The following is a 10,811-nucleotide window of genomic DNA, read 5'->3' on the forward strand; positions in this document are numbered from 1 at the left end:
GTCGCGTCAACGCGACGGTAACCAGTTCTCTTTACACTCCGCCAACCATAAGCCTGCGCAATCGTAGCCAGCTTTGGTTGAGTGAGTGGTGTCATGTTGCGTTTGAAGATTCTGGCCTCGGCCGTGCCGCTGGCCGTGTTCGCGCTCGTTGCCCGCGGTGAATTCCTGCCGGGCCCACATCCCTGCATCGAGGCCGGCGGCGCCACCGTCCAGATCGCATCGATCCCCTGGCTCGCCCAGCTCCATGTCAGCTTCACGGACGACCCGGCTGCCGCCACCGTCCGAGTCCAGGTCTCCGACAATGCGGAAGCCGCCGATTTCGCTGTTATCGATGATATCGACGACGACGCCGAGCCCGGCGCCTGCGAGAGCAAGGGCGTGCCGCAACTGGTGGCGATCTCGGCCAATCCCGCCGCGACCGACCCCGTGATCTATCTTTCGCAGGATGGCCCGGCCGATTACCGGATCTTCGTCCATTCGAAGAGCTTCTCCGTGCGCGATGCCGCGGCGCTGATCGTCGGCGCGCATGGCGGGCACCGCCATCTGCAGGCGGCTTCGCTGTAGCAACGATCGTTAACGCTTTATCAACCCTGTTCGCATCGCGGGCCGGAACCCGACGCTGTCTCAAGCACTTTGCAAGGTCGCCGACGCATCGTCGACCCAACATGCAAGGGCGGCTCAAGCCGCCAGCCTTCAGCAGGTGATCAGGGGATCGGCGATGACGTGGACCTATCGACTGAGGCTCCGCTTGCTTCGGTTCGGGCGGCGTCACCCCTGGATCGTCTTCATCTTCCGCGCCTTCATCGTCTTCGCCGCAGCCTTCGCCGGCGGTTATGCGTTCCTCGTTGGCGCCGTTTCGGACCGTGATCCGCGTACCATTGCCGTGGCTGTCAGTCTGCTGTTCGCACTCACCTGCGTGGCGCTGGTCGTGCTGAATGTCCGACTGCGGCTGATGCGCGGAAAGCTGCGCATGATCGCAGAGCACAACGAGGCGCTCGCCGACCGCAACTGGGAACTGCAGGAAGCCGAGCAACGCGCGCGTAGCCTGTTTGAGTCGCAGAGCGACCTGATCGTCCTGCGTGACAGCGATGGCATGATCACCTTCGTCAACGACGCGTATTGCGACCTCGCGGGAAAGCCGCGCGGCGAACTGATCGGCAGCCATTTCGCCTTCGAGGTGCTGGAACAGGGCGACACCGCGCTGGAGCCAAGCAGCACCCGCACCTACGACCAGAAGATCGCAGGCCCCTTCGGGCCGCGCTGGATCGCCTGGCGCGAGGGCCTCGTCCGCACCGACGCTGGGAGGCCTGCGGAGATGCAAAGCGTCGGGCGTGACGTGACCGACCGCACCGAAAGCGAGCGCGTGCTTGCCGAGGCGCGCGATCAGGCCGATGCGGCCAACCGCGCCAAGTCGCGCTTCCTCGCAATGGCGAGCCACGAGATCCGCACCCCGCTGAACGGCATCATCGGCATGAGCGGACTCTTGATGGATACGCCGCTGACGCCGGAGCAGATGACCTACGCCAAGGCGGTGAAGACCTCCGGCGACGCGCTGCTGTCGCTGATCGAAGAGCTCCTCGACTATTCCAAGATCGAGGCCGGCAAGATCGATCTCGAGCAGCGCCCGTTCGCGCTCTCGAAACTGATCGAGGACATCACCGAATTGCTGGCACCGAGGGCGGAGGCAAAGGGAATCGAGATCGCCGCCTATATCGATGAGCGGTTGCCGATGGATGTGGTCGGAGACGCCGCCCGGCTGCGCCAGGTGCTGCTCAACCTCGCCGGCAACGCGATCAAATTCACCGCAACCGGCGGCGTCGCCCTGGTGGTCGAGCCCGGCATCCGGCCGAATGAAATCAGCTTCCTGGTCCGCGACACCGGCATCGGCATTGCGCCGGAGGCGCAGCAGCGCATCTTCCGCGAGTTTGAGCAGGCCGACGAAGGCATTGCGCGCAGCTATGGCGGCACCGGGCTGGGCCTCAGCATCAGCGACCGCATCATCAAGCGCATGGGCGGCCGCATCGCACTCGCAAGCACGCCGGGCGCGGGCTCGACCTTCGAACTATCGATCCCGCTCGCGGCTTCCGACAGCAACGGACCGCCGATGTTCAGCCCGCCCGACCTTGCGGGCCAGTCGATCATGCTGGTCGCGCCGCAAGGCATCGAGGCCTCGCTGATCTCGCGCCGCTTGCAGCGCTGGGGTGCACAGACCTGCATGGTGTCGGATGCCATGGTGGCGGAGGCCTTGTTGCCCGAGCGTTCATGGCATGCCGCGCTGATCGACCACGCGCTGGGAGCGGCCGAGATCGGCCACCTCGGGGAAGCGGCGCGGATGCATGCGACGCAGCGGATCGTGATGTTCACGCCGGCAACCCGGCAGGAACTGCAGCCGTCCGCCGACTCGCCGTTCACCGGCTATCTGGTCAAGCCACTGCGCGCCGTCTCGCTCGCCGCTCGTCTGACCGCCACGCCCGAGATCGCTTCCCCAAGCGTCGCCGCAGAGCTCGTCGTCGAGCCAATCGAGGCTGGCTCGGCACCGGCCTCCCTGTCCGACAAGGGGCTGTCGATCCTGGTCGCCGAGGACAATGAGATCAACGCGCTCCTGATGCGCTCGCTGCTGACGCGCCTCGGCCACAAGGTAGTGATCACCACCAACGGCGAAGAGGCGCTTCAATCCTGGTTGTCGGCGAAATCAACGGGCGCGCCATACGACCTCGTGCTGATGGACGTCCAGATGCCGCAGCTCAACGGCATCGAGACCACCAAACGCATCCGGCAATCGGAAGCCGACCAGCCCGGCCGACCAACGCCAATCCTCGCGCTGACGGCCAACACCTTAGCGGAAGATCGCTCCGCCTGCTTCGAAGCGGGGATGGACGGCTTTCTGATCAAGCCGCTCGATCGCGAGAAGCTCGAGGAGGCGCTGAGAGGACTGGCAGCGGCGCGGCATCTGGCTGCGTAGCCTCCGCTGCCTCCGCCGTCATTGCGAGCGCAGCGAAGCAATCCATGCCTCCGCATGTGAGGCGCGATGGATTGCTTCGCTGCGCTCGCAATGACGATGCCGAGCGACAGCAGCTACAGCCGCCGCAGCGCGACGGTCTCCACCACGTGGTCGGCGCCCTTCTTCAGGATCAGCGTGGCGCGCGGACGGGTCGGCAGGATGTTATCCTCGAGATTGGCGCGGTTGGTGCGTTCCCAGATCGCGATCGCGGTGGCGGTCGCCTCTTCGTCCGACAGCACGGCATAGCGGTGGAAATAGGAGCGGGGATCGTGGAACGCGGTATCGCGCAGCGCAAGGAAGCGCTTGACGTACCATTCGCGCAACACCGGCTCATCGGCATCGATATAAACCGAGAAATCGAAGAAGTCGGAAACCACCGGCACCGCCTTGCCGTCACGCGGCAAGCGGCTCGTCTGCAGCACATTGACACCCTCGACGATCAGGATGTCGGGACGATCGATCTCGATGAACTGGTTCGGAACGATGTCGTAGGTCAGGTGCGAATAAACCGGCGCGCGCACCGGCCGCCGCCCGGCCTTGATGTCGCTCACGAACGAGAGCAGCAATTGCTGATCGTAGCTTTCCGGAAAGCCCTTCTTCTGCATCAATCCCAGCCGCTCGAGCACGGCGTTGGGATAGAGGAAGCCGTCAGTGGTGACGAGGTCGACCTTGGGCCGCGGCGACCAGCGCGCCAGCAGCGCCTGCAGCACGCGGGCGGTAGTGGACTTTCCCACCGCGACCGAGCCCGCAACGCCGATGATGTAGGGCATCTTGCGGTCTTGGATGCCGAGGAATTGCCGCTGCGCGTAATAGAGCCGCTGCGTGGAGTCGACATAGATCGAGAGCAGCCGCGACAGCGGCAGATAGATGTCCTCGACCTCGTGGATGTCGAGCCGATCGTGCATCGAGCGTAGCCGCTCGAATTCGCCTGGCTCCAGCGTCATCGGCGTGTCGTCGCGCAATTTCGCCCATTGCTCGCGCGAGAATATCCGGTACGGATTATATTGCTGGTCGGGTGCCTGAATATCCATGACCGTGCCCTAATCGCGCTTGCGCGCCGCTTTCTCTTCCAACCCGGACATGGATGTGCGCTGCGCCAGCGCCGCCTCGACGTCCTCGAGCTTCACGCTGCGGGCCTTCAACAGCACCAGCAGGTGAAACACCAGATCGGCACTTTCGGCGATGAGATGATCGCGATCGTTCTCGATCGCGGCGATCACGGTCTCGACCGCTTCCTCGCCGAGCTTCTTGGCACAATGCTCGGCGCCTTTGTCGAGCAGCTTCTTCGTATAGGACGCCTCTCCCCCCGACGCCGCGCGGGCATCGATGATGGCGGCCAGATCGTGGACCGTGAAACGCGACATACTTGAGCACCCGGACCGGCGTGAAAGCCGGCAATTTCCCCCGGAGGGGACTTAGCACTTTTGTGACGGCGAGTCCTAGGGATCGAGACGCATGGGCAGCCCTGCACGCACCATGTGCTCCTTGGCCTGGCGGATGGTAAATTCGCCGAAATGGAATATCGAGGCGGCCAGGACGGCGGTAGCGTGCCCTTTGCGGATGCCGTCGACGAGATGATCGAGGTTGCCGACCCCGCCGGACGCGATGACCGGTACGGGGACACTATCGGCAATCGCCTGCGTCAGCTCCAGGTCGAAGCCCTGCCGAGTGCCATCCCGATCCATCGACGTCAGCAGGATCTCGCCGGCGCCGAGCGAGACCACTTCCTGGGCATATTCGATCGCCTCGATGCCGGTGGCCTTGCGGCCGCCATGGGTGAAAATCTCCCAGCGGTCGGAGCCGCCGGCGCGGTTGACGCGCTTGGCGTCGATCGCGACCACGATGCACTGTTCGCCGAATTTTTCCGCGCCTTCCTTCACGAATTCGCGACGGCTGACCGCTGCGGAATTGATCGACACCTTGTCGGCACCGGAGCGCAGGAGCGTGCGGATGTCGTCGATGGTACGGACGCCGCCGCCGACGGTGAGCGGCATGAAGCAGGCCTCGGCGGTCCGCCGTACCACATCAAGCATGATGCCGCGGTTCTCATGGGTCGCGGTGATGTCGAGGAAGCAGAGCTCGTCGGCGCCGGCGGCGTCATAGGCGATCGCGGCCTCGACGGGATCGCCGGCGTCGCGCAGATCGACAAAATTGACGCCCTTGACCACGCGGCCGTCCTTGACGTCGAGGCAGGGAATGACGCGGACCTTGAACATATCGTCTCCTAAGCCGCGGCGCTGGCGCTGCGGATCAGTTGCAATGCGGCTGCAGGATCAAGCCGGCCATCATAGAGCGCGCGGCCGACGATAGCACCCGCCAACTTCTTCGCGCGTGGCTCCAGCAATGCCTTCACATCATCGATCGAAGCAAAGCCGCCGGAAGCGATGACGGGGATCGAGATGCTCTCGGCGAGAGCGATCGTGGCATCGAGGTTGAGGCCCTTCAAAAGGCCATCGCGGGCGATGTCGGTGAAGATGATTGCGGCAACGCCGGCGTCCTCGAAACGCTGCGCGATCTCGAGCGCCGTCACCTCCGATGTTTCGGCCCAGCCCTGAACCGCGACCTTGCCGTCACGGGCATCGAGCCCGACTGCGACGCTGCCGGGATACTTCTTCGCGGCGCTCCTGACGAGCTCGGGGTCGCGCACCGCCGCGGTGCCGATGATGACGCGCGCCACGCCCTTCTCCAGCCAGGCTTCCACCGTCCTGAGATCGCGGATGCCGCCGCCAAGCTGCACCGGCATCGTGACCGCCTTCAGCATCGCCTCGACGGCCTGCGCATTCATCGGCTTGCCGGCAAAGGCGCCGTCGAGATCGACGACATGCAGATATTCGAATCCCTGAGCAGCGAAGGCGCGCGCCTGCGCCGCCGGATCGAGATTGAACACGGTGGCGCGCGCCATGTCGCCCTGCTCCAGGCGCACGCACTGTCCGTTCTTGAGGTCAATGGCAGGAAAGAGGATCACGGCTTCCACTTCAAAAAGTTCGAGATCAGCGCCAGCCCGAAGCGCTGGCTCTTCTCGGGGTGAAACTGCGTGCCGATCGCGGTGTCTTTTGCAACGACGGCTGTAACCGGGCCGCCGTAATCGGCGCGCGCCAGCACGTCCTGCTCATTGGCCGCGTTGAGGTGATAGGAGTGCACGAAGTAAGCGTGGCGGCCATCCGGCCCCAGCGGCAGGCGCTCCAGCACGGGGTGCTCGCGCAGCACTTCGAGCGTGTTCCAGCCCATGTGCGGGATCTTCAGGTTCTCCTCGCGCGGCTGAATCTTCTCGACGTCACCTTCGACCCAGTTGAAGCCGTCGGTCGTCACATGCTCCTTGCCGCGTGTCGCCATCAACTGCATGCCGACGCAGATGCCGAAGAACGGCCGCGCCTTGACCCGCACCGCTTCCGTCAAAGCCTCGAGCATACCGTCGAGCGCATCGACGCCCCGGCGGCAATCGGCGAAGGCGCCGACGCCCGGCAGCACGATGCGGTCGGCGCGGAACACCGCGTCGGGATCGCGCGTCACCATGATCTTCTGCGGATCTTCCATGCTGCGCGCGGCGCGCTCGAACGCTTTCGCCGCCGAGTGCAGGTTGCCCGAACCGTAATCGATGATGGCAACCGTCATCGCGATCCTCCCGGCTCTGGAAACAACCCGATAATGCCGCCCTGCGGCAGCGGCGGCGGCTTGGAGAACGGCTGGCCCGGATTGTTCCGCGTCGGCGGCGGGCCGCCGCGGTCGACCGACCATTGGTCGTTGACCACGCCACGATGCGCCGCGGTCCAGCGATCGAAAAAACGACGCTCGGCGGATTCCTCGTCATCGGCCACGACGATGTCGAGCTGACGCCATCTGCCGCGCGACAAGGTCCAGCGCTTCAGGCTTGCGGCCTCGAACCCCAAGAGCAGCGCCAGCACGACATCAACGGCCAGGATCGTACCGCGGCCGATGCCGAGCTTTGCCAAGCCGTAATCGATCGCCGCCATCAGCAAGACCCAGCCGATCAGCGCCAGCCACAGCCGGTGCCAGGCCAGCCAGATCACGCTCGCAATGGCCGCCCAGAAATGAAAGCCGTCGCGCACGAAGGTGAACTTGTCGGTTGCCGCAAGATCGGCATTGTTCCCTACGGGGGCATGCACTGTGTAGACCGGCATCAAAACTCTCCGCCGCGAACTTTTGGTTTGAGCATGATCTCCGCGCAAACGCTTCGCGTTTGTCGCGAGGGAAAGCCGGGACCGAGTTTTCCGGACCATGCCCGGGAAATCAACCGCCGAGCTTGCCCTTGGTGGAGGGCACTTCGCCCGCGGCCTGCGGATCGATCGCGACAGCCGCGCGAAGCGCTCTCGCAAGACCCTTGAAACAAGATTCGGCGATATGATGGCTGTTCTCGCCATATAGGGTCTCGACGTGCAAAGTCACGCCGGCGTTCATCGCAAACGCATTGAACCATTCGCGCACCAGCTCGGTGTCGAACTCCCCGATCTTGTCGCGGGGGAAGGCGACCTTGAACACCAGCACCGGACGGCCCGAAATGTCGATCACCACGCGCGACAGCGTTTCGTCCATCGGCATGTGGATCGAGGCATAGCGGGTGATGCCCGCCATGTTGCCAAGCGCCTGTTTCACGGCCTGTCCGAGCGCAATCCCGACATCCTCAGTGGTGTGGTGGTAATCGACGTGGAGATCGCCCTCGGCCCTGACCGTGATATCGATGCGCGAATGCCGCGCCAGGAGGTCGAGCATATGGTCAAAGAAGCCGATCCCGGTCGAAACCTGGGACACACCGGACCCGTCGAGGTTTACCGCCACCTCGATGTCCGTCTCCTTGGTCTTGCGCTTGATCGTCGCCGTGCGCATGAAAATTGAGCTTTCCCGTGCCGAAAACGGGCGTCTTTTAACAGGCCGATGACCCCTTCGCTACTGCGGGATGACGCAAAAAGCGGCCAAGTTGCGGCCATGGTGACCGAACAGGCTTCAAATCAGCCGATTGTAAGCCACTGGCCGACCGCCTAAATCTGCTCGGACAAAGAGGTACCCCATGCAAGCATCCCAAAACGAGCCGACCGTCTGGCACGGCACCACGATCGTCACCGTCCGCAAGGGCGGCAAGGTGGTGATCGGCGGCGACGGACAGGTCTCGATCGGCCAGACCGTGATCAAGGCCAATGCCAAGAAAGTGCGCAGGATCGGCAAGGGCGACGTGATCGGCGGCTTTGCCGGCGCCACCGCCGACGCCTTCACCCTGTTCGAGCGGCTGGAAAGCAAGCTCGAGCAATATCCGGGACAATTGACCCGGGCGGCCGTGGAGCTGGCCAAGGACTGGCGCACCGACCGCTATCTGCGGCGGCTGGAGGCGATGATGATCGTCGCCGACAAGGACGTCTCCCTGGTCCTCACCGGAACCGGCGACGTGCTGGAGCCGGAGGCCGGCGTCATGGCGATCGGCTCGGGCGGCAATTACGCATTGGCCGCGGCGCGCGCCCTGATCGACAGCGACAAGGACGCCGAGGCGATCGTGCGCCGCTCGCTCGATATCGCCGCCGACATCTGCGTCTACACCAACCGTAACGTGACGATCGAGACGCTGGGCGGCTGAACCTTGCAGTCTTACACCTTCCGAGAGATGGCGGCGGCCGACCTTGCGCTGATCGAGCGCTGGCTGGCGCTGCCGCATGTCCGGGAATGGTGGGGCGATCCATCCGAGCAATATGCGCTGGTGAGTGGCGATCTCGATGAGCCGGCGATGGACCAGTTCATCGTCTCAGTCGATGGCAGCGATTTCGGCTACATCCAGTGCTACGCGTTGACGGCCTGGAATGAAGGTTTCGGAGCACATCCCAAAGGCACACGCGGCATCGATCTCTTCATCGGCGAGCCCGACATGATCGGACGCGGGCACGGCTCGGCATTGATCCGCCGCTTCGTCATCGAGCGGTTGGGGCAGGGCGCGCCGCGCATCGTCACCGATCCCGATCCGAACAATGCTCGCGCCGTGCGCGCCTATGAGAAAGCGCGATTTGAGAAAGTCCGCATGATCGACACGCCCGACGGCCCGGCTCTCTTGATGGTCTGTGACGCATGACCGCAGGTTACAAACTCGACATGATTTCCGGCCTGCCGGCAATCTAACCTCAGCTTGCTCTGGCAGCCTTGAACCCCTAGCTAGGTGACATGACCGACTTCTCCCCCCGCGAAATCGTTTCCGAACTCGACCGTTTCATCGTCGGCCAGACCGACGCCAAGCGCGCGGTCTCCATCGCCTTGCGCAACCGCTGGCGGCGGCTGCAGCTTTCCGGTTCCCTGCGCGAGGAAGTGCTGCCGAAGAACATCCTGATGATCGGGCCGACCGGCGTCGGCAAGACCGAAATCGCGCGGCGATTGGCAAAACTCGCCGGCGCGCCCTTCCTCAAGGTCGAAGCCACCAAGTTCACCGAGGTCGGTTATGTCGGCCGCGACGTCGAGCAGATCGTGCGCGATCTCGTCGAGGTCGCGATTGCGCTGATCCGCGAGCGCAAGCGAAAGGACGTTCAGGCGCGGGCGCAACTTGCCGCCGAGGAACGCGTGCTGGATGCACTGGTCGGGCCGGCTTCGAGCCCGGCGACGCGGGAATCCTTCCGCAAGAAATTGCGCGCCGGCGAATTGAACGACAAGGAGATCGAGATCGAGACGCAGTCCTCCGGCGGCTTCCCGATGTTCGAGATCCCGGGCATGCCGGGCGCGCAGATGGGCGCCATTTCAATCGGCGACATCTTCGGCAAGATGGGTGGCCGCACCAAGACCCGGCGTCTGACCGTGGCGGGCTCGCACGAAATCCTCGTCAACGAGGAATCCGACAAGCTGCTCGACACCGATCAATTGGTGCAGGAAGCGATCAACGCGGTCGAGAACAACGGCATCGTGTTCCTCGACGAGATCGACAAGATCTGCGTGCGGGAGAATCGCGCCGGCGGCGACGTCTCGCGCGAGGGCGTGCAGCGCGACCTGCTGCCGCTGATCGAGGGCACCACAGTCTCGACCAAGCATGGCCCGGTGAAGACCGATCACATCCTGTTCATCGCCTCCGGCGCGTTCCATATCGCAAAGCCTTCCGACCTGTTGCCGGAATTGCAGGGCCGCCTGCCGATCCGCGTCGAATTGCAGGCGCTGACCCGAGACGACATGCGCCGCATTCTGACCGAGCCCGAGGCGTCGCTGATCAAGCAATATGTTGCGCTGATGCAAACCGAAGGCGTGAAACTGGAGATCACCGACACCGCCATCGACGAGCTCGCCGACGTCGCTGTCGCCGTTAACTCCACTGTCGAGAATATCGGCGCGCGGCGGCTGCAGACGGTGATGGAGCGGGTGCTGGACGAGATCTCCTTCACCGCGCCCGATCGCCACGGCGACACCATCACGGTCGATGCCGATTATGTGCGCAAGCATGTCGGCGACCTCGCCAAGAACGCCGATTTGAGCCGCTTTATTTTGTAGGCCGTCAATCTGTAGCCCGGATGGAGCGAATCGTAATCCGGGGCAGATCGATTGGAGTGCCCCCCAAAAGTGAGACACGGGAAATTAGGGACAGTTCTCTAACGGAGAACGTATGCCCAACAAATCCCCCCGTGTTTTCAGCCGAGAGTTCAAGCTTGAGGCGGTTCGCCGCATTCTGGCGGGCGAGCGGATCAAGGCGCTTTCAGAAGAGCTGAAGGTGCTGCGCAAGGATCTCTACGCATGGCGCGATCTATTTCGCGTCGGCGGGGCGGAGGCGCTGCGGCCGCTGGGGCGTCCGCGCAAGAGCGATGCGGTTGCACCGAGCGTGAGGGCGCGGGCGCGCGATGTTGCG

Annotated in this window: 13 protein-coding genes; 6 read left to right on the plus strand and 7 right to left on the minus strand. The window is 64.1% G+C overall.

Annotation, left to right across the window (positions count from 1 at the left end; all coding sequences use genetic code 11):
- Nucleotides 1-93 precede the first annotated feature (93 nt).
- Together ACZYOF_RS22800 and ACZYOF_RS22805 are read left to right on the plus strand one after the other, a co-directional pair.
- A complete protein-coding gene (locus ACZYOF_RS22800) occupies nt 94-564 on the plus strand; it encodes a hypothetical protein (protein ID WP_463717178.1) in 471 nt (156 codons plus the stop codon).
- A gap of 154 nt (nt 565-718) precedes the next feature.
- On the plus strand, nt 719-2,962 hold the full coding sequence (locus ACZYOF_RS22805; protein ID WP_463717179.1) for a PAS domain-containing hybrid sensor histidine kinase/response regulator: 2,244 nt from the start codon (nt 719-721) through the stop codon (nt 2,960-2,962).
- A gap of 113 nt (nt 2,963-3,075) precedes the next feature.
- Here the strand turns inward: ACZYOF_RS22805 and coaA are convergent, their stop codons facing one another.
- The 7 genes from coaA to hisB all read right to left on the minus strand — a co-directional run bounded on the left by coaA (nt 3,076) and on the right by hisB (nt 7,843).
- Complete coding sequence (gene coaA, locus ACZYOF_RS22810) at nt 3,076-4,032, minus strand: type I pantothenate kinase (RefSeq protein ID WP_028164789.1); 957 nt, start codon at nt 4,030-4,032, stop codon at nt 3,076-3,078.
- Nucleotides 4,033-4,041: 9 nt separating this feature from the next.
- The gene (locus tag ACZYOF_RS22815; RefSeq protein ID WP_463717180.1) at nt 4,042-4,365 is read right to left on the minus strand and encodes a phosphoribosyl-ATP diphosphatase; all 324 of its coding nucleotides are present in this window, start codon (nt 4,363-4,365) and stop codon (nt 4,042-4,044) included.
- A gap of 75 nt (nt 4,366-4,440) precedes the next feature.
- Entirely contained in the window at nt 4,441-5,217 is a 777-nt protein-coding gene (gene hisF / locus ACZYOF_RS22820; RefSeq protein WP_463717181.1) for an imidazole glycerol phosphate synthase subunit HisF, read from the minus strand.
- 8 nt (nt 5,218-5,225) lie between these two features.
- Entirely contained in the window at nt 5,226-5,966 is a 741-nt protein-coding gene (hisA, locus tag ACZYOF_RS22825) for a 1-(5-phosphoribosyl)-5-[(5-phosphoribosylamino)methylideneamino]imidazole-4-carboxamide isomerase (RefSeq protein ID WP_130578041.1), read from the minus strand.
- The gene (hisH, locus tag ACZYOF_RS22830) at nt 5,963-6,613 is read right to left on the minus strand and encodes an imidazole glycerol phosphate synthase subunit HisH (protein WP_130578042.1); all 651 of its coding nucleotides are present in this window, start codon (nt 6,611-6,613) and stop codon (nt 5,963-5,965) included. Before hisH ends, hisA begins: the two co-directional genes overlap by 4 nt.
- The gene (locus tag ACZYOF_RS22835; RefSeq protein WP_130578043.1) at nt 6,610-7,140 is read right to left on the minus strand and encodes a DUF2628 domain-containing protein; all 531 of its coding nucleotides are present in this window, start codon (nt 7,138-7,140) and stop codon (nt 6,610-6,612) included. The genes hisH and ACZYOF_RS22835 overlap by 4 nt, the downstream gene beginning before the upstream one ends.
- A 109-nt stretch (nt 7,141-7,249) precedes the next feature.
- Nucleotides 7,250-7,843 (minus strand): imidazoleglycerol-phosphate dehydratase HisB, encoded by a 594-nt coding sequence (gene hisB, locus ACZYOF_RS22840; protein ID WP_130225513.1) that lies wholly within the window; start codon nt 7,841-7,843, stop codon nt 7,250-7,252.
- A gap of 181 nt (nt 7,844-8,024) precedes the next feature.
- Between hisB and hslV the strand changes: the two genes are divergently transcribed.
- The 4 genes from hslV to ACZYOF_RS22860 all read left to right on the plus strand — a co-directional run.
- Nucleotides 8,025-8,582, plus strand: coding sequence for an ATP-dependent protease subunit HslV (hslV, locus tag ACZYOF_RS22845; RefSeq protein ID WP_130578044.1), 558 nt, complete (start codon nt 8,025-8,027; stop codon nt 8,580-8,582).
- Between the two features lie 27 nt (nt 8,583-8,609).
- Nucleotides 8,610-9,068, plus strand: a complete 459-nt coding sequence (locus ACZYOF_RS22850) for a GNAT family N-acetyltransferase (RefSeq protein WP_130578049.1) — start codon at nt 8,610-8,612, stop codon at nt 9,066-9,068.
- An 89-nt stretch (nt 9,069-9,157) separates the two neighbouring features.
- Nucleotides 9,158-10,459: an ATP-dependent protease ATPase subunit HslU gene (hslU, locus tag ACZYOF_RS22855; RefSeq protein ID WP_282531416.1), complete on the plus strand. Its 1,302-nt coding sequence runs from the start codon at nt 9,158-9,160 to the stop codon at nt 10,457-10,459.
- Nucleotides 10,460-10,571: 112 nt separating this feature from the next.
- The coding region (locus ACZYOF_RS22860; RefSeq protein ID WP_463717182.1) for a helix-turn-helix domain-containing protein at nt 10,572-10,811 on the plus strand (240 nt) is incomplete at its 3' end.

It is taken from the genome of Bradyrhizobium sp. LeoA1Lang (genome assembly GCF_055413685.1).

Excerpts from the sequence above, each read along its gene's own strand:
- ACZYOF_RS22835 (WP_130578043.1), bottom strand. The coding sequence starts at position 7,140 with ATGCCGGTCTACACAGTGCATGCCCCCGTAGGGAACAATGCCGATCTT.
- ACZYOF_RS22815 (WP_463717180.1), bottom strand. The coding sequence starts at position 4,365 with ATGTCGCGTTTCACGGTCCACGATCTGGCCGCCATCATCGATGCCCGC.
- hisB (WP_130225513.1), bottom strand. The coding sequence starts at position 7,843 with ATGCGCACGGCGACGATCAAGCGCAAGACCAAGGAGACGGACATCGAG.
- coaA (WP_028164789.1), bottom strand. The coding sequence starts at position 4,032 with ATGGATATTCAGGCACCCGACCAGCAATATAATCCGTACCGGATATTC.
- hisF (WP_463717181.1), bottom strand. The coding sequence starts at position 5,217 with ATGTTCAAGGTCCGCGTCATTCCCTGCCTCGACGTCAAGGACGGCCGC.
- hisH (WP_130578042.1), bottom strand. The coding sequence starts at position 6,613 with ATGACGGTTGCCATCATCGATTACGGTTCGGGCAACCTGCACTCGGCG.
- hslU (WP_282531416.1), top strand. The coding sequence starts at position 9,158 with ATGACCGACTTCTCCCCCCGCGAAATCGTTTCCGAACTCGACCGTTTC.
- ACZYOF_RS22805 (WP_463717179.1), top strand. The coding sequence starts at position 719 with ATGACGTGGACCTATCGACTGAGGCTCCGCTTGCTTCGGTTCGGGCGG.
- hslV (WP_130578044.1), top strand. The coding sequence starts at position 8,025 with ATGCAAGCATCCCAAAACGAGCCGACCGTCTGGCACGGCACCACGATC.
- ACZYOF_RS22800 (WP_463717178.1), top strand. The coding sequence starts at position 94 with ATGTTGCGTTTGAAGATTCTGGCCTCGGCCGTGCCGCTGGCCGTGTTC.
- ACZYOF_RS22850 (WP_130578049.1), top strand. The coding sequence starts at position 8,610 with ATGGCGGCGGCCGACCTTGCGCTGATCGAGCGCTGGCTGGCGCTGCCG.